The following is a 17,777-nucleotide window of genomic DNA, read 5'->3' on the forward strand; positions in this document are numbered from 1 at the left end:
TGTTGGTAGCGGGGGCCGGATTTGAACCGACGACCTTCGGGTTATGAGCCCGACGAGCTACCAGGCTGCTCCACCCCGCATCAAGTCTTTAATGCCCCTTGTATCGACGCCGGTATCGTCGAAGGCATTTAGACAGAACCCACGGCCCTGTCATCAAGGTGCGGGAGTCTAGGGATTCAGCGCTACTGCGTCAAGTAACAAAGCCATAAAAGCGTCAGTAATTGGCTGGGTTGAACACCTTAAGCACTTTTGGTCTCGGCCTGGTTCGAGGACACCCTAAGGCGGTATGAAACGCAGGGTTAGCTTTCAGCCCTTTCTGAACTGCCTACGCAGTGCGTCCCTTCTTTTTGAGCTCATTGCTCGTCGGTATGCCCTGGGCCATCTGTAGCGTCTTGCGGCTTTATATTTGCCTAGCCTTACCAATCCTTGGAAGCGACAACACCGAGCATGGATTCAGCGGCCTTGACACCATCTATGATCGCCAGCTCAAGCGCTTTTGCTGCAGCGACACCGATCGAATTAAGGCTTTTACCCGATGCGGGCGAACTGTCCTCGCTCGAGCCCTCAAAACCCGTCGAAACGGCAAAAACTGTATCCCCATCAAATTGGGTATGAACAGGTCGAATCGCTCGTGCGAGACCGTCGTGCGCCATTTCAGCCACTTTTTTAAGTTCCGACTTCGTAAGCGTCGCGTCGGTCGCCACGATCCCTATTGTTGTGTTAGTCGCAATGGGCCCTTCACGGTCCAACATGCCCATCGCCAGATCAACCGCAGATTGGTACTCACCTGCCCTCGAACTGCGCACACCAGCAACAACCGCGCCTGAACGACTATCCACGATTTCACCTACAGCGTTTACCGCCACCAACGCGGCAACCCTCGTTCCATTCGGTAAGACAATCACTGCACTGCCGAGCCCACCCTTCGTGACCAAATCTGGGCCGCCCAATTTACCCACTGTCGCGCCTGTACCGGCGCCTATATTCCCCGACTGGACGGGTTGCGACGAAGCGGTCGTAACGGCTTCTTTCCCCCAGTCGGCACTAGGCCGCACACCCGGGGAACCGATAGCCAAATCAAAAAGCACCGCAGCGGGCACAATCGGCACGACAACGCCCGGCATGACCTCCAACCCCTGCCCTTGGGCCTCGAGAACCGCCATAACGCCCGACGCCGCATCCAGTCCATAGGCACTTCCGCCCGTCAGAACAATCGCGTGGACTTTATCGACCAAGTTACCAGGATCAAGCAAGTCGGTCTCACGCGTACCGGGTGCAGCACCCTGAACCGAGACCGCGGCGGTCGCACCCTCTCCTGCAAAACGAACGACCGTCACGCCTGTCGCGTTTTGGGCATCGGTAACGTGGCCTACGGTTACGCCGTCAATCGCGGTAATGGTGCTATTTTCCATGGTCTTTACACCCTTTTGCTAACCTGCCTAATTTATTTTTCTTAAAAATAATGTGCGTGGCTATGGCAATGCACTACCCGTATTTCTAGGGCCGACACCAACACCAGAAATGTACGTTTTGGGCCCTATCCACCCTTAATATACCGCCGTGTGAAACGTCCCAAAGGCCACTCGGTAACACGTCAGGGGTAGACGTGAATTCATGCGTAAAAAGTACCTGTAAATCGGTCTGAATTCTATTTCGTTTCCCGCAATCAACGAATACACTCGCCACTTTTATAACAATAAGCTTGCCAGAGGAGACGTTCATGGCAGACCTACCAAAACATGCACGAGTCGTAGTTGTGGGCCAAGGCGGTATCGTTGGCGCATCGGTTGTTCACCACCTGATAGAAGAGGGATGGGACGACATAGTCGGACTCGAAAAGTCAGCGATTCCAACCGATATTGGTTCAACATCTCACGCCTCTGATTTTTGCTACATGACGTCTCATGACAAGCTCAATGTAGAAATCACCAACTACAGCAGAGAGTTCTATGCCAAGCGCGGTAACTACATCAAGACGGGCGGTCTTGAAGTAGCGCGTAAAGACGATGACGAGCGCATGTTGGAACTCATTCGCAAGGTAGGTTCGGGAAAAGCATTTGGTACAAATGCCTACATGATCTCGGCAGCGGAGGCGAAAGAGAAGTTCCCTCTGTTAGAAGAAGATCAAATTCAAGGCGCTATGTGGGACCCCGATGCGGGCCTCGTCACGCCTCGGTCGCAGAAGGTGGCCGGCGATTTGGTCGATGAGGCCGTCGCCTCCGGTAAGCTCAAGGCATTTGCCTACACGCCAGCGACTAAACTCATTGTTGAAGATGGCGTGATCAAGGCAGTAGAAACGCATAAAGGCACCATCACGGCCGATTACGTTGTTCTTTGTGTGGGCATCTGGGGAAACCTTGTTTCGCAGACGGCGGGTGTAAAACTCCCGTTGATGCCGCTAGAGCACCCGCTCTTATTCTTTGGACCTTGGGATCACCTCGAAGGCACGGGCAAAGATATCGTCTACCCACTCATGCGCGATCAAGGCAACTCTGCTTACGTTCGCGATACTGGCGATCCCACAACACCTGAAGGTGGATTACTCGAGTGGGGCTACTACGAGCCCTTTGACCCGCGGCTAGTAGACCCAACGGATATTGCGGAGCCCGGAGAGGCGCGACTTTCACCCTCAATGCGTGACATGACGCTTGACCAGGTAATGGAGGCGTTTGAGCGCGCAATTGAGCTCACTCCTGTTCTTGGAGAATTGGGATGGGAAGAGCGTCGGTCTTTCAATGGCCTTTTGTCCATTACACCCGATAGCAGCTCCATCATTGGCGAATCAACCGAGGTGAAAAATCTCTGGTTGTGCGAAGCCGTTTGGGTAAAAGAAGGTCCGGGCGCCGGAAAGTTACTTGCAGAATGGATGACACACGGGCGTACCAAGCAAGATATCCATAGTGTGGATTCTGCACGTCACTACCCGATACAAAAAGGTGATGACTACGTCCGCAGCCGCTGCTACGAGTCAGCACAGAAGATCTACACTCCTGCGGTTCATCCTCGCGAGCCTTTTGCTACCTCACGAGGCATGCGCGTAAGCCCGTTCTATGAGCGCGAAGTTGCCTTAGGTGGATACTTTATGGAGGTTGCCGGGTGGGAACGTGCTCACGGTTATGCCGCCAACGAGGCAACACTGCTCGAAAAATACAGAGATCAAGTGCCGGTTCGTGAAGCAGAATGGGACAACCGCCACTTCTGGGAGGTCTCGAACGCCGAGCAGCTTGCTATGAGCGATAGCGTTGGCATGATCAATCTGTCGCACTTTGCCATCTTCGATGTTGAAGGCTCGGATGCCGAAGCACTTATGGAGTATTTGTCGGTAGCTAAAGTGGGGGCCGATACGGCTATTGGAAAAGGTGTTTACACCCACTTCCTTGATCATGAGGGGGGTATTCGCTCCGACCTCACTGTCATCCGACTGACAGAGGATTGCTTCCGCGTCGTCTGCGGTGGCGATACAGGTCATCGCGACTACATCTGGATGCGTGACATGAGTGACCGGAAAGGTTTCCCGAACGTCACGTTCCATGACCGCAGCGAAGACCTTGCAACATTGGGTCTTTGGGGACCCGACGCGCGGACCACGCTCGCCAAGCTCATGGATGACCCCGATAGCATTTCCAATGAGGCCTTCCCTTTCGCGACTACCAAGGAGATTACAGTCTGCGGTGTGAAGGTTTGGGCATTCCGAATCAGCTATGTTGGTGAGCAGGGTTGGGAGCTCTATTTCCCCTTCTCGGATGGCTTGGCCATTTGGGACGCGCTCTTTGACCTCGGTGTAACGCCTGTGGGTATCGAGACCTATGCAAACAGTCGACGGCTGGAAAAGAGCCTTAGACTGCAAAATGCCGACCTCGAAACCGAGTACAACCTCTACGAGGCAGGACTTGCCCGTCCCAAAGTAAAAGCGGCGGACTTCCACGGCAAAGAAGCATACGTTCAACAACGCGAACTCGAGCAGCAGGCAGCTTACCTCTGCACCTTGGAGCTTGGGGACACAACCGACAGTAATGGCGTTGTTCGCTACCCAGTGGGCAACTGGCCAATCCTCGACGTCGAGTCGAAAGAGGTGATCATTGACTCCCACGGTCGTCGCTCCTACACCACGAGCATGGCCTTTGGCCCGAGCTTGGGCGTCAACATCGCGATGGGTTATCTACCGGCCGACAAAGCTGTCGAGGGTGACACCGTTCTCATTGAGTACTTTGGTGACCAGTACGAAGCGAAGATAATGAAAGTCGGTTACGGCGCCTTATTGGACCCTACAAACGAGCGGCCAAAAAGCTAGCAAATCCGCTATCAAAAAAAAGGGGCCTTGCGCCCCTTTTTCACTTCTTACGCTTATTCATTTTAACCACGACGCCGACGTCTTCGACTCTCCGTCTGCGGTGCAGCTTTCGGTTGCGGACGCTCTAACACCGAGAACAAATTGTCGAAAGGATCCATCTTGTGTGGAAACGCCATAGCAGCGACAAAGTAGTCCTGAAAATCCGTTTCAGTGGCCGTTTCAATGCGCTCTGCCTTATTGACCGTTCGCTGAATACCCCCACGTGCGTCGTGATCTAACAAGGCTATGCGAGCACCGACACCGGCTGCATTGCCCGCAGACGACACATGATCAAGCGAACAGTCAGGAATCAATCCGAGCACCATCGCATGCTCGACGCTGATATGACTCCCGAAGGCGCCAGCAAGACGGATACGATCGACCTCAGACACACCCATTTTGTCCATGAGCAACTTTATTCCGGCGTAGAGCGCAGCTTTTGCCAACTGGATCTGGCGAACGTCATTTTGGGTAATAACGATATCGCGTTGCGACGCATCCTCAGCAAAGTGCAACACATAAGACCACGTTCGACCGTGAGCTCTGACACGCGTCGTCCGCTCGGCAAGTGCACCGTCAACAATACCGTCCTCTGAGATAATGCCGGCGAGGAACATCTCTGCGATTACTTCGATAATTCCGGAGCCGCAAATACCGGTGATACTGAGCTCCTTCGTTGCCTCACCGAAATGGCTATCGGTCGACCAAAGCTCAGAGCCGATCACCCTAAACTTGGGCTCTAGGGTTGACCGGTCGATTCTCACGCGCTCGATTGCGCCCGCGGTAGCTCGCTGCCCCGCACTTATTTCCCCGCCCTCAAAGGCCGGCCCTGTGGGGCTTGAGCAAACCAAAAGACGATCTTTATTGCCGAGAACGATTTCTGCATTTGTGCCCACGTCCACAATCAAGCTCATTGCATCATCCGTATCCGGACTCTCTGCAAGGATCAGGCCTGCCGTATCCGCGCCAACGTGGCCCGCAATGCACGGCAAGACGAACAATCTCGCTTGATTGTGTGTATCGAGTCCCAAATCGCGGGCTCTTAGCGTCACAGCCTCATCGACCGTGAGCGCAAACGGGGCACCCCCTAGGTTGATTGGATTAATACCCAAAACCAAGTGATGCATGATGGGGTTGGCCACCAAGGAGATTTCAAGAATGTTATCGGTTGTCTCACCCAGCTGATCAGTTAGCTCAATAAACAGCTTGCTCAGCGCGGACTGAATCGCCGAACTCATTGCATCAGCACCCTCGGGGTGCATCATGATGTAACTAACTCGGCTCATGAGGTCTTCACCAAAGGGGATCTGAGGGTTCATGACGCTCGCGGACGACAAGACATCACCCGTAGTGAGGTCGCAGAGGTGCGCTGCAACCGTCGTCGAGCCCACATCGACTGCTACGCCTCTTGGCGACTCAAATAATCCCGACCAAATTCCTATAATTCTTCGCGACTCAAAAACAGCGACTGTCACGCCTCGATCGCCTGAGGCGAGTGCTGTCTGAAGCCTGATAAGCTCTGACGTCTCTATGGTTAGATCCGCAAGTCCCCAGTCAGCTTTGAGTGCCGCCAACAAAAGTTTCGATTCCCCGCGTGCGTCGTCTAGCGTCGACTCTGGCAGCGTTACAAAATAAAGCCTTGTTGCGGTGTTTAGCTGGATGTCACGATGTTCAGCGTCTTTTCGAATAATTTGTCGATGAACCTGACTCTCAGGTGGTACATCGATGATCACATCATCAAGCAGCTCAGCATGGCAGCTCAGACGCCGACCTTCAGGCAGCGGACCTTTACGTTCATTGAATTTTATTTCAGTGGCAACTGGCGCAGAGAGGTGCTCCGGTTTGGAGACCATCTCATGTTTTTGGAATGTTCCCGTCATGCAGGCAATCTGACAACGCCCACAGAGACCACGCCCACCACAGACGGAATCGATATCAACGCCTAACGTTCGCGCAGCCTCTAGCAATCGAGTGTGCTTAGGGAACTCACCGCGCTTGCCCGAGGGTAAAAAAAGAACTTTGACCTGTTCGACCGACACGCCCACTCGTTAGCCTCGTCGACGACCTGCGCGGCCGCGACGTCCACCTGCACCCTCGGGTGCGGGCTCGCGATACGCCCTGATCCAATTCGCACAGTCAGGATCGTGTCCCATCATGACATCACCCCCTCGCACCGCCTGCATAACCTCGGCGTGAAGTGGACTGGTAATAGCAGACGTCATACCTGCACCCATTGCCATGGTGAGAAAGGCCGCATTGACGCCATTTCTATTGGGCAGCCCGAAACTAACATTCGAGGCCCCGCAAGTGGTGTTCACCTTCAGCTCTGTTCGGAGCCGACGGACAAGCTCCATTACCTGAACCCCCGCCTGATTAATTGCACCAATAGGCATTACGAGCGGATCAACCACGACGTCTTCATGCGAAATGCCATAATCGGCCGCACGTTCAACAATCTTCTTTGCGACTTTAAAACGTTCGTTAGGATCCTCAGAAATACCCGTTTCATCATTTGAGATAGCCACGACCGCTGCACCGTACTTCGCGACGAGCGGAAGAACGCGCTCGAGGACTTCGTCTTCACCGGTAACCGAATTGACCAAGGCTTTACCCTGATAGACTGACAGTCCTGACTCTAGGGCTTCCACGATGGATGAATCGATACTCAATGGCACATCGGTCACTGACTGGACGAGCTGAATCGCTTCGGCGAGGATACGTGGCTCATCAGCGAGCGGAATTCCTGCATTGACGTCGAGCATGTGCGCACCCGCAGCAACCTGCGCAAGCGCATCCGCTTCCACACGACTGTAGTCGCCGTTTTTCATCTCCTCGGCGAGAATTTTCCGCCCCGTGGGATTAATACGTTCACCAATAACGACGAAACGTTGATCAAAACCGATGCGGACTTCTTTCGTGGCCGAGCTAATAATAGTGGTTGTCATGAGTGTCTCCGGTGCACTTATCGCGTGTGGGTGCGCACCTATTATTGTGTATTTTTCAGTAATCGAATATGTACCGTTCGACCGAATACCGAGGCGTTTTTGCCGAGCGTTTTTTAACGCCTGACAGCTTCTGATGCAAGCTAATTTGCTTCATCAAATCCTTTGTTTTTGACCCAGGTCTCGAGCATTGCATCGGTCACCTGAGCCTCGATTTCTTTGCCGATTGCCATAGCCAGCGCCTGAGCACTCTCATCCGACTCTATCGACGTCGTGTGACGACGCCATTCGTCCAAATACGCGTCGCTACCGCCTTTGCCAGCTCGCATTGCTGCGCGATCAATCGCCGCTTGAAACCGATGCTCAAGGAGGTACTTCCCGCGCTCTCGGCCCCGTTTAATCAGAATTTGCGAGGGTATGTCCCGCCAAAAAACATCGATTCGCTGCACCGCTAACCCCCTTGTGAGACAGTAATAACCTGCGCCTCTAAGCTCTCGCCTAGCAAACCATATCCGGTATCGATTATCTCAAGCGGAAGTCCGAGCCGAGTCGCCGCCAATCTGGCTGCGTCGCGCAATTTAGCGTCAACGGTTTGGGCGAGATAAACCACTTTGCGGTAATGACCAAAAAGCATCGCTTCGATCTCTGGATGTTGATCAAGTTTCATATCGTCAATAACCAATCGATTAAAATGGCGCACTAGAAAATCAGTCAGATAAAAGGTTCCGGGCTCAGACTCTGCCAGCACATTAAAGACATCACTCGTGGCAAAAAACTCATAGCAATGAGCGCCGGGTAGCCGGTGTGCACCGAAGCGCTCGGCCACACGGTCAATGCCACCGCCCGAACCACAGTCAGCGTAGGCGATGACAATTTTTTCGTAATCGTTGTGAAGTGTTAGGAGCACCCGCTCTAATTCACCAGCGATACGCTCAGGCCGATTGTGCAGGGCAGCGTCGAGGCACTGAACATCGACCTGCGACCAGTTATTGGCCTTTTTAAGCGCCGTAATCTCGGCCGCGAGTGCACCGCAACCAATAATTAAGACGCGCGACACGCCATTTAGCCTTGTGCCACGCGACGTTCTTCGACGAGGCGCACAGCTGACACTGCAGCCTCTGCCGCATCACGGCAGTAGGCATCGGCGCCGACAGCCTCGCCGAACTCTTCGTTCAACGGTGCTCCACCCACCATCACGATATAGTCATCGCGGATACCTTGCTCTTTCAGTGCGTCAATGACGACTTTCATATACGGCATCGTGGTTGTCAGTAGCGCAGACATGCCCAGAATATCTGGCTTATGGCGCTCTAGCGCAGCCACATAATCTTCCACGGAGTTGTTAATGCCGATGTCATACACCTCAAAGCCCGCGCCTTCCATCATCATCGCAACCAGGTTCTTTCCAATATCATGAATATCACCCTTCACCGTTCCGATAACCATAGTGCCCACAGGCTTAGCACCTGTCTCGGCCAGCAACGGACGCAAAATCGACATGCCGCCTTTCATCGCGTTCGCTGCGAGTAATACCTCGGGCACGAACAAAATACCGTCGCGAAAATCGATGCCAACAATGGTCATGCCATCAACTAGCGCCTTACTCAGAACCTGTTCAGCTGACCAGCCACGCTCGAGTAAAATGTGGGTACCTTCTTCTATCTCCTCTTTCAGACCATCGTATAAATCGTCATGCATTTGTACGATGAGGTCGTCGTCAGATAGTTCGGAAAGGATGATGTCTTCTTCGTCGGACATTGGTTTTGTCTCCCCTAAATTCGCTTAATAATCTCTATCAGCAAAGGATGCTTTTTCACGCGCCATAAAGTCCAAAAGCGCCTCGTCAATCGCTGAATCCAAAGCGGGCGCTTCGTAGTCCGCCAACATCTTCTTCCAAATACCGTTTGCTCGCTGGGCTGCATCAAGGCTGCCCTCAGCCGACCACTGCTCAAAGCTGTTGTTGTCGGCAATAGTCGATCGATAAAACGCAGACTCGAAATTACTGAGCGTGTGCGCTGAACCTAAGAAATGCTTTCCCGGGCCCACTTCGTGGAACGCATCCATTGCTTGGGCGTTTTCCGACAGGTCCATGCCCTCCAGCAATACGGCGATCATGCTTGCCTGGTCACAATCCATTACGAACTTCTCATAACCCACAGCAAGACCACCTTCGAGCCAACCCGCTGTATGCAGCATAAAGTTAACACCCGCGAGTGCCGCCGTTTGCAACGTATTAGCTGCCTCGTAGGCCGCCTGAGCGTCGGGAAGCTTTGATCCACAGAGCCCGCCGCCACTCCGATAAGGCACACCTAGCCGACGTGCAAGTGCCGCCGTCGCGTAAATAACTTGACTGGGCTCTGGTGTACCAAATGTTGGCGCACCGGTGGCCATGGACACAGCAGCCGCAAAGGTCCCAAAAACAACCGGACAACCTGGGCGAATTAACTGAGTCAGCGCGATACCTGCCATCGCCTCGGCCAAGATCTGTGTACAGGTTCCCGCCACCGTTACCGGCGACATCGCCCCTGCCAAAATGAAGGGGGAGACAACGCAAGATTGATTATTGCGAGCGTATACCTTCAAGGATCCGAGCATGGTGCCGTCAAACACCATAGGCGAGTTGACATTAATCAGACTGGTAAGAACACAGTTTTGGTCGACAAACTCGTCACCAAAAACCAGCTTTGCCATATCCACCGTGTCTTGCGCGCGTCGGTAATGGGTGACCGAACCCATGAGTGGTTTGTCACTGTATTTAAAATGGCTGTAAACCATATCGTAGTGACGCTTGTTGACTGGCAAGTCAACGGGCTCACACACCGTGCCACCCGAGTGATGAATGCCCGGCGCCATATAAGCGAGTTTCACGAAATTACGAAAATCTTCGATGGTTGAATAACGACGACCCTTGTCTAAGTCATGAGCGAATGGCGAGCCATAGGCTGGAACGAGAACCGTATTTTTGCCACCAATGACAACACTGCGTTCAGGATTACGCGCGTGCTGTATATATTCAGAGGGCGCAGAAGCCTGAATGATCTGACGACACATCCCCCTTGGAAAACGGACACGCGTTCCATCGACGCTCGCACCTGCTACCTGAAATAGCTCGAGCACCTCGGGATCATCAAGAAAGTCTATGCCTACCTCTTCCAAGAGCTTATCCGCATTGTCCTCAATGAGCTGCAGGCCTTCTTCGCTGAGAATTTCAACGTAAGGGATCTTTCTCTGGATATACGGAGCTGCCGCTTTTACTGAGCTGGCTCTCGCCTCCCGCCGACCCGCACGACCTCCGCCTTTTCGTCTTCCCGCTCTCTCAGACATACGAATTTCTCACTAAATTTTTACCCTGAATTTCGGTGTCATTTTTAATTCATAAATGCCGGTTACGCCAGAAAAATCGTCAGTAAATCTTGGCGAAGAACTAACACTTTTTGGTAGTAAATTAGACGGGTGCTTGAACTCAAGAATCTCCCACGCAAAGCCAATGTTATGCGTGGTAAATATGGCGCTGGAAAACCCATCACAAAACGGCAACACCAGACGATGTACACTGTTTAAATGAACGAAGTTGAGGGTGATCAGTTGGTTGCTAAACGCATTGCTGTCGTGGGCGCAGGCGTAAACGGAACGTCCATTGCAACCGCGTGCGCAAAACGGGGCTGCGAGGTTGTGCTTTTCGATGCGGGCAGTCCCTTTGCAGAAACAAGCAGTAAATCCTCTCGCATGCTTCACGGCGGTATTCGTTACCTAGAGCAAGGTCATATTAAGCTTGTGAGAGAAGCCCTAAAAGAGCGCGAGGAATGGCAGCGTATTGCGCCAGATGCAACGCGCGTCGAGAGATTCTTCTTTCCAATTTACAATGACTCTCCGCGAGGTCGTACCACGTTATTCGCAGGGGCGCTGTTATATCAATGGCTAGCAGGACGGTACTCCCTAGGTCGAAGTCAGCTTCACAGCAAAAACGAGCTATTGGAGGCCTTCCCGACCCTGAGTCCAGAAAATCTAAAAGGCGGTATTAGTTATTGCGACCTCGTAATGGATGATCAAGTGATGGCCGAGCATTTACTGGCAGAGGCTCAATCATCAGGTGTCACTCTTCATTCCCACAGCCGCGTGTCTCATTTAACAACTGAAGGATCCCTCAGGGTAAATGACGACACCTTGCAATTTGATCGAGTCATCAACGCCGCGGGACCCTGGGCGAGTGAAATTTTGATGGAATCGAATATTGCTTCGAAATTCACGATTAGCCACGTGAGAGGCTCTCACCTTTTGCTCGATCTAACGCTGCCTCATGCCTTGGTTTTTCAAGTGCCTGACGATGGACGCATCGTTTTTTGCATTCCTCAGTCGAAAAGCAAAGTGCTCCTAGGCACGACCGAATGTGCCCATGACCTCAAAGACCCCATAAACTGCACTGACGCTGAAACTGACTACCTCCTAGCCATCTTAAATAAACACATTCAACCCGCCGTTAGTCGGGAGCACATAACCGCAACGTTATCGGGTGTCCGCCCCATAGCTAAAGCCCGAAATGCGCAGCTTCAGAACATGAGCAGGGCAAGCCGAGACTCGGAAATAGAAGTGGTTAACTCATTGATCAACGTCTTTGGAGGTAAGTGGACCTCCGCGAGACACCTCGGTCGTAAAGTGGCCTCTGTCATTTGAGCCTTTGCTCCTGACCTTCTGCTCAGGCAGGCTGTGCAAGCGACTCAAAAGACAAAAAAACTAAGATAGAAAAACCAGCATGAAGATGGAGAGTTCTTAACGATGATCACCTCGCTCTACGCCAGTCTACTCACCTTTTGGCTTGTCCTATTATCGTTTCGTGTTATCGCACTCAGAGGTAGTCCTGTCTTTAGATTTTTAAATATCGATACGTCTGACGACGACATGCTCCAGCGCGCAATTCGGGCCCAGGGCAATCTGACCGAATACGCACCGATGATGTTGATCTTGCTTTATCTACTTGAAGTTAACGGTGGCGATACAACGATCTTACACAGCTTGGGGCTGAGTTTTCTTATCGGTCGTTTAATGCACGGCGTTTGCTTTGGTTTTATGAAATCGAGTATGCCGCTACGAATAGGTGGTACGGTACTAACGCTCACACCGCTGTTGGTAGCAGCGGTCATGTTGGGAGTGGTGGCGATCTAAGCGCTGTTGCACTCTGCGAAATACCGCAGTGCCAATCGAGGACTAAGACATGACACTATCGCTCCAAGAAATCTCCGACCGCTTAGAATTGCAAGATCTCGTGACACGCTACGCCGACATCATCGACAGGAAGGCATTTGCCGAACTGAGCACGCTATTCACCGACAATGCCGTGATCGACTATGAAGCGACTGGCGCCCCTAAGTGCAGTGTGCAAGAGATGGTTACGTTTCTTAACGAGGCAATGTCGCTTTTCCCGAATCATCAACACCTTGTAAGTAACACGCAATTTAAAGTGAATGGCGACACTGCGACAGGTCGCGTCATGTGTTTCAACCCCATGGAGATGGCTGTAGAGGGCGGAACTCAAACGTTCATTTTGGGGATTTGGTATGTTGATGAATTCGTCCGAGTCGATGATCGTTGGCTGTTCGCTTCTAGAAAACAAGAAGCGAGCTGGAACCTAAATTTTCCTGATGAACTTCGACCGAATTAGAGAGACCAAAGGCGTAATAAAGACACACAAAAAAGCCCCTATCGCGGGGCTTTTTTGTGTTTACCTAGTATTTGGTGCGGAAGGGGGGACTTGAACCCCCACAGCCATAGGCCACTACCCCCTCAAGATAGCGTGTCTACCAATTCCACCACTTCCGCAAGTCGTGTAGCGCTCAGTCGATCGGTAGATCGCCTGAGCCTGAATTTTCGTTTGGCTCATCGGCTAGCGGTAGATCGCCAGCAGGTGCCAGAGGTGCCGCCTCAACGGCCCCTAGAGGAACTTCAAAACCTAAATCGTCCGTTTCAGCGTATTGCTGATCCGCAATCATCGCCAAACCGATGCTCGTCGCAAAGAAAATGGCCGAGAGCCAACCTGTCGTGGACGTCAAAACATTGCTGCCGCCCGAGGAGCCAAATACGGTTTGTGACGCACCACCACCAAATGACGCGCCTGCATCGGCACCTTTGCCGCGTTGCAGCAAAATAAGACCGATAATTGCCAGCGCCACCAAGAGGTGAACGACCAAAATAACCTGATTCACGTGTTTCTCCGAATAGGGCGCACGCACTATGCGAACACCACCACTAAGGGTGCGCGAGTCTACCCAAGAGGCGCGCGCGGAGCAAGACTCTTGTTACGCCGCCTGGCGAATTGCCTCTGCGACCTCATTTGCCAATGCGTCGATAGCCACGGTTTCATCTCCCTCCACCATGACTCGTATCACAGGCTCCGTTCCTGATGGACGCAGCAATAGTCGGCCACGTCCAATAAGCGCTTGCTCTACCCGCTCACAGGCATCGTTAATGGCCTGGTGCGCTGCGATATCAAAACCCTTCTTAATACGCACGTTAACCAACACCTGAGGCAAGGGTGTGAAACCGGAAGTGAGCTGGCTCAAAGAACGCCCCGACGCGACGACAGCCGCCAAAACCTGAAGTGCGGCTATTACGCCATCTCCCGTCGTGCTGAGATTGCCGCAAATAATGTGCCCCGAGGACTCACCGCCCAGACTCCAGCCCTCGGCCACCATTAATTCTTTCACGTAGCGATCACCGACTTTGGCTCTCGCCAGACGCAATCCGCTTTGCTCCAACGCCAGTTCAAGGCCCATATTCGTCATCAGCGTGCCCACTACACCCGAGTCGCTACCACCAGTGGATAATCGATGCATAGCAAGAATATAGAGTACATCGTCACCTGTAAGGAGCTGTCCCTCGCGATTCACCATCTGAAGACGATCACCGTCACCATCAAAAGCGACGCCCAGATCCGCGCCTTCCTCCATTACCCGTTGCTGAAGCGCCTCAGGTTCAGTCGAACCAACACCCTCGTTGATGTTATACCCATCGGGTTCGGCACCCATCAAGGTCACGTCGGCGCCAAGCTCTGAGAAAACACCCGGGGCGATGTTATACGTCGCACCATGCGCGCAATCGATCACTATTTTTAGCCCTTTCAGGCTGAGCTCGTCGGGGAAGGTGGACTTGCAGTATTCAATGTAACGCCCTGCCGCATCAGCGATACGACTCGCCTTACCGAGCTGGTCCGAGTCGACCGTTTCCATGGGCGAATCAATCATAGCCTCGATCTGAAGCTCTAGTTCATCCGATAACTTACTACCCTGGCCATTAAAGAATTTAATCCCATTGTCGTAGTAAGGGTTGTGCGATGCGCTGATAACAATGCCTGCATCGGCCTTCTGGCTGCGGGTTAACAACGCGATACCCGGTGTCGGGAGTGGACCCACCAACTTCACATTTGCACCTGCTGCAACTAAGCCAGCCTGCAAGGCAGATTCGAGCATATAGCCCGAGACGCGGGTGTCCTTTCCAATAACGACGGTGGGTCTGGAACCATCTGTGGCGGCGAATACTTTTCCTGTCGCCCAACCAAGCTTAAGCATGAAATCGGGTGTTACGGGCGCATCACCAACCCGCCCTCTAATCCCATCCGTTCCAAAATATTTACGCGTCACAACCTCTCCCCTAGTTGGCGCTTAGCGAAGCACCATTCATTGCCGCCCACACTCCAAGCGCGTCAGCGGTCTCAGCGACATCGTGTACTCGGACGATAGAGGCCCCATTTTGCGCGGCCATAGCAGCCAGTACAGCGCTGGGGACTACACGTTCATTAGCCGGTCTTCCTGTCACGGCCCCGATCATAGACTTTCGCGACAAACCAACCAAGATCGGCAGCTCAAATGCGGCAAATTCGGCAAGACGGCGTAACATTTCATAGTTTTGCGAAACGGTCTTGCCAAAACCAAAGCCCGGATCAATCACAATCTGCTCGCGGTTTATGCCCGCCTCGATACACGCAGCGATACGCCCTTCTAAAAACCGCGATACATCGTCCACAACGTCTACATAATCGGTGTGGGATTGCATTCGATCCGGCTCCTCAGACATGTGCATCAGTGACACAGGCAAACCCGTCGCCGCTGCCGTTTGCAATGCACCGTCGCGGCGAAATGCGCGCACGTCGTTGAGCAGGCCTCCGCCGGCGCTCGCCGCGGCGCTCATGACCTCTGGATTACTGGTATCGACCGAAAGAACAACGTCCACGTGGGCCGCAATCAGATCTATAGCACCCATAACACGATCGAGTTCTTCCTGAGAGGAGACAGGCGCTGCACCGGGACGGGTGGACTCACCGCCGATGTCCAAAATAGACGCGCCGGCGACCACCATACTCTCAGCTCTCTGAAGCAGGCGATCGGCGTGGACTTTCGAGTCGGCAAACAATTGCCCGCCGTCTGAAAAAGAGTCGGGCGTCACATTGAGGACGCCCATGATCTGTGGCGTGGTCAAAGCCAAACGCTTTCGACCACACTGAAGTGAGGTGACCACTCTACGCAGCCAACCGCTTAGTGCGTGACGGGGTCACCCACCGCATCGTCCCCCGAAGATGACTCAGGGTCAGACGGTGGTTCCGTTGGGCCGCTGGTCCAGTCAGAAGGTGGGTTGGGCTTTTTACCTTCCATAATGGCATCGATCTGCTCGGAGTCGATTGTCTCGTACTGCATCAGGGCATCAGCCATCATATCCATCTTACTGCGGTGTTCCTCGAGAATGCTGCGGGCTTTTTCGTAGCATTCGTCGATAATCGAGCGAACTTCTCTATCGATCGACAGTGCGGTCTCATCCGACATGGCTTTTGACGGTTGTGCGGCTGAGCGTCCTAAAAAGACTTCTTCACCGCCCTCGTCGTACATCAAAGGCCCCATTGCGTCGGAGAGCCCCCATTTGGTCACCATATTCCGTGCAATCTCTGTCGCACGCTGAATATCATTCGATGCACCCGTTGTGATGCCTTCTTTGCCAAGCGTCATCTCCTCGGCAACTCGTCCACCAAACAGACTCGTGATCTGACCGATAATATGGCGTCGACTGTGGCTGTAACGGTCTTCCTCCGGTAGGAACATGGTTACACCCAAAGCGCGACCGCGAGGAATAATCGACACCTTGTAGACTGGGTCGTGTTCTGGCATCAATCGTCCAACAATTGCGTGACCCGCTTCGTGATACGCCGTGTTGAGCTTCTCTTTCTCGGACATGACCATTGATCGACGCTCAGCGCCCATCATTATCTTATCCTTTGCCAATTCAAACTGTTGCATTCCCACTGTGCGCACGCCGGCACGAGCTGCAAACAACGCAGCCTCGTTGACCAAGTTCGCAAGGTCTGCACCGGAAAACCCGGGAGTGCCCCGTGCAATCTTTGAGGCCTCGACATTCTCGGCCAATGGAACCTTACGCATGTGGACTTTCAATATTTGCTCTCTACCGCGAATATCGGGCAGACCTACAGTGACCTGGCGATCAAAACGACCGGGGCGCAGTAACGCAGGGTCAAGCACGTCAGGGCGGTTTGTTGCCGCAATGACAATAACGCCATCGTTTCCACCAAAACCGTCCATTTCCACGAGAAGCTGGTTGAGGGTCTGCTCTCGCTCGTCATGACCGCCGCCTAAGCCTGCGCCACGATGACGGCCGACGGCATCGATTTCGTCAATAAAGATGATACAGGGCGACTGCTTCTTTGCCTGGTCAAACATATCGCGAACACGCGAGGCACCGACACCTACGAACATTTCGACAAAGTCAGAGCCCGATATGGAGAAGAAAGGAACTTTGGCCTCACCGGCTATGGCTTTTGCTAACAGCGTTTTACCCGTACCCGGCTGGCCCACCATCAGTACGCCTCGCGGAATGCGACCACCCAGCTTCTGGAAGCGACTCGGGTCTCGCAGAAATTCCACCAACTCCTGAACATCCTCCTTCGCTTCGTCCACACCTGCCACGTCCGCAAACGTGGTTGTGATCTGATCCTCGCCCAAAAGTTTTGCTTTGCTTTTTCCAAAGCTCATCGGACCACCGCGACCACCGCCGCCGCCCTGCATTTGACGCATGAAGAACATAAACACGGCAAGAATCAAAAGAATGGGGAAGCTTGCGACGAGTAATTGCGTCCAAACCGACTGCTGCTCAGGCTTTTTACCCTCTACAACAACATTGTGTGTCAGTAGATCATCCATCAACTTAGGATCTTCAACCATCGGCCTCACTGTTTCGAAGGAAGAGCCATCCGTGCGCTCGGCCGTGATCGTAAGCCCGTCCACCACAACCTTTGAGAGACGATTGTTCTGCACCTCTTGAATGAAGGCCGAGTAACCCAGCTGCTCTTTTTGGCCCTGAGTATTAAAGTTGTTAAAGACAGACAGCAGCACAGCTGCGATCGCCAGCCACAACAACATATTCTTCGCCATATTATTCAAATCACCATCCTCCGGCTCGACGTGGGCGCTTTTCGGCCCAACATTATAGCGGGCTCTTCACACAACACGCAT

General features: G+C 53.1%; 15 protein-coding genes and 2 tRNA genes. 4 read left to right on the forward strand and 13 right to left on the reverse strand.

Translation table 11 applies throughout. The features are described from left to right. Positions 1–3 precede the first annotated feature (3 nt). Both E0F26_RS00290 and E0F26_RS00295 read right to left on the reverse strand, forming a co-directional pair. Positions 4–80: transfer RNA gene (locus E0F26_RS00290), tRNA-Met, on the reverse strand. A 336-nt stretch (positions 81–416) separates the two neighbouring features. After that, positions 417–1,412 carry a P1 family peptidase gene (locus E0F26_RS00295; RefSeq protein WP_279242046.1) on the reverse strand — a complete coding sequence of 332 codons (996 nt, stop codon included), beginning with the start codon at positions 1,410–1,412 and terminating at the stop codon, positions 417–419. 308 nt (positions 1,413–1,720) lie between these two features. On the opposite strand from E0F26_RS00295, the gene E0F26_RS00300 reads away from it, so the two are divergent. Beyond that, the gene (locus E0F26_RS00300; RefSeq protein WP_279242047.1) at positions 1,721–4,291 is read left to right on the forward strand and encodes a GcvT family protein; all 2,571 of its coding nucleotides are present in this window, start codon (positions 1,721–1,723) and stop codon (positions 4,289–4,291) included. 62 nt (positions 4,292–4,353) lie between these two features. Here E0F26_RS00300 and E0F26_RS00305 read toward each other — a convergent pair whose 3' ends face one another. The 6 genes from E0F26_RS00305 to E0F26_RS00330 all read right to left on the reverse strand — a co-directional run bounded on the left by E0F26_RS00305 (position 4,354) and on the right by E0F26_RS00330 (position 10,596). Next, complete coding sequence (locus tag E0F26_RS00305; RefSeq protein WP_279242048.1) at positions 4,354–6,369, reverse strand: ASKHA domain-containing protein; 2,016 nt, start codon at positions 6,367–6,369, stop codon at positions 4,354–4,356. Between the two features lie 9 nt (positions 6,370–6,378). Continuing rightward, positions 6,379–7,275, reverse strand: a complete 897-nt coding sequence (locus tag E0F26_RS00310; protein WP_279242049.1) for a methyltetrahydrofolate cobalamin methyltransferase — start codon at positions 7,273–7,275, stop codon at positions 6,379–6,381. Between the two features lie 140 nt (positions 7,276–7,415). Beyond that, positions 7,416–7,721 carry a virulence factor gene (locus tag E0F26_RS00315; protein ID WP_279242050.1) on the reverse strand — a complete coding sequence of 102 codons (306 nt, stop codon included), beginning with the start codon at positions 7,719–7,721 and terminating at the stop codon, positions 7,416–7,418. 2 nt (positions 7,722–7,723) lie between these two features. Then, complete coding sequence (locus E0F26_RS00320) at positions 7,724–8,329, reverse strand: DUF1638 domain-containing protein (protein ID WP_279242051.1); 606 nt, start codon at positions 8,327–8,329, stop codon at positions 7,724–7,726. 5 nt (positions 8,330–8,334) lie between these two features. Continuing rightward, positions 8,335–9,030, reverse strand: a complete 696-nt coding sequence (locus tag E0F26_RS00325; RefSeq protein ID WP_279242052.1) for a corrinoid protein — start codon at positions 9,028–9,030, stop codon at positions 8,335–8,337. Positions 9,031–9,054: 24 nt separating this feature from the next. Further along, positions 9,055–10,596 (reverse strand): trimethylamine methyltransferase family protein, encoded by a 1,542-nt coding sequence (locus tag E0F26_RS00330; protein WP_279242053.1) that lies wholly within the window; start codon positions 10,594–10,596, stop codon positions 9,055–9,057. 237 nt (positions 10,597–10,833) lie between these two features. On the opposite strand from E0F26_RS00330, the gene E0F26_RS00335 reads away from it, so the two are divergent. The 3 genes from E0F26_RS00335 (at position 10,834) to E0F26_RS00345 (ending at position 12,928) form a co-directional block, all read left to right on the forward strand. Continuing rightward, positions 10,834–11,943 (forward strand): glycerol-3-phosphate dehydrogenase/oxidase, encoded by a 1,110-nt coding sequence (locus E0F26_RS00335; protein ID WP_279242054.1) that lies wholly within the window; start codon positions 10,834–10,836, stop codon positions 11,941–11,943. 102 nt (positions 11,944–12,045) lie between these two features. After that, positions 12,046–12,432, forward strand: coding sequence for an MAPEG family protein (locus E0F26_RS00340; RefSeq protein WP_279242055.1), 387 nt, complete (start codon positions 12,046–12,048; stop codon positions 12,430–12,432). A gap of 49 nt (positions 12,433–12,481) precedes the next feature. Then, positions 12,482–12,928: a nuclear transport factor 2 family protein gene (locus E0F26_RS00345; RefSeq protein WP_279242056.1), complete on the forward strand. Its 447-nt coding sequence runs from the start codon at positions 12,482–12,484 to the stop codon at positions 12,926–12,928. Between the two features lie 72 nt (positions 12,929–13,000). On the opposite strand, the gene E0F26_RS00350 is transcribed toward E0F26_RS00345, so the two are convergent. The 5 genes from E0F26_RS00350 to ftsH all read right to left on the reverse strand — a co-directional run bounded on the left by E0F26_RS00350 (position 13,001) and on the right by ftsH (position 17,696). Continuing rightward, a tRNA-Leu gene (locus E0F26_RS00350) sits at positions 13,001–13,086 on the reverse strand. A gap of 14 nt (positions 13,087–13,100) precedes the next feature. After that, positions 13,101–13,469, reverse strand: a complete 369-nt coding sequence (gene secG / locus E0F26_RS00355) for a preprotein translocase subunit SecG (protein ID WP_279242057.1) — start codon at positions 13,467–13,469, stop codon at positions 13,101–13,103. Positions 13,470–13,562: 93 nt separating this feature from the next. Further along, positions 13,563–14,903 carry a phosphoglucosamine mutase gene (glmM, locus tag E0F26_RS00360; protein WP_279242058.1) on the reverse strand — a complete coding sequence of 447 codons (1,341 nt, stop codon included), beginning with the start codon at positions 14,901–14,903 and terminating at the stop codon, positions 13,563–13,565. Between the two features lie 10 nt (positions 14,904–14,913). Continuing rightward, positions 14,914–15,738 (reverse strand): dihydropteroate synthase, encoded by an 825-nt coding sequence (gene folP / locus E0F26_RS00365; protein ID WP_320416191.1) that lies wholly within the window; start codon positions 15,736–15,738, stop codon positions 14,914–14,916. 56 nt (positions 15,739–15,794) lie between these two features. Continuing rightward, complete coding sequence (ftsH, locus tag E0F26_RS00370; RefSeq protein ID WP_279243237.1) at positions 15,795–17,696, reverse strand: ATP-dependent zinc metalloprotease FtsH; 1,902 nt, start codon at positions 17,694–17,696, stop codon at positions 15,795–15,797. Positions 17,697–17,777 lie beyond the last annotated feature (81 nt).

The sequence above is a fragment of the Candidatus Paraluminiphilus aquimaris genome (genome assembly GCF_026230195.1).
GTDB lineage: Bacteria > Pseudomonadota > Gammaproteobacteria > Pseudomonadales > Halieaceae > Luminiphilus > Luminiphilus aquimaris.

Coding starts and splice junctions, on each gene's coding strand:
- E0F26_RS00295 (WP_279242046.1), bottom strand. CDS start 1,412: ATGGAAAATAGCACCATTACCGCGATTGACGGCGTAACCGTAGGCCAC.
- E0F26_RS00300 (WP_279242047.1), top strand. CDS start 1,721: ATGGCAGACCTACCAAAACATGCACGAGTCGTAGTTGTGGGCCAAGGC.
- E0F26_RS00310 (WP_279242049.1), bottom strand. CDS start 7,275: ATGACAACCACTATTATTAGCTCGGCCACGAAAGAAGTCCGCATCGGT.
- E0F26_RS00325 (WP_279242052.1), bottom strand. CDS start 9,030: ATGTCCGACGAAGAAGACATCATCCTTTCCGAACTATCTGACGACGAC.
- E0F26_RS00330 (WP_279242053.1), bottom strand. CDS start 10,596: ATGTCTGAGAGAGCGGGAAGACGAAAAGGCGGAGGTCGTGCGGGTCGG.
- E0F26_RS00335 (WP_279242054.1), top strand. CDS start 10,834: ATGAACGAAGTTGAGGGTGATCAGTTGGTTGCTAAACGCATTGCTGTC.
- E0F26_RS00340 (WP_279242055.1), top strand. CDS start 12,046: ATGATCACCTCGCTCTACGCCAGTCTACTCACCTTTTGGCTTGTCCTA.
- E0F26_RS00345 (WP_279242056.1), top strand. CDS start 12,482: ATGACACTATCGCTCCAAGAAATCTCCGACCGCTTAGAATTGCAAGAT.
- ftsH (WP_279243237.1), bottom strand. CDS start 17,696: ATGGCGAAGAATATGTTGTTGTGGCTGGCGATCGCAGCTGTGCTGCTG.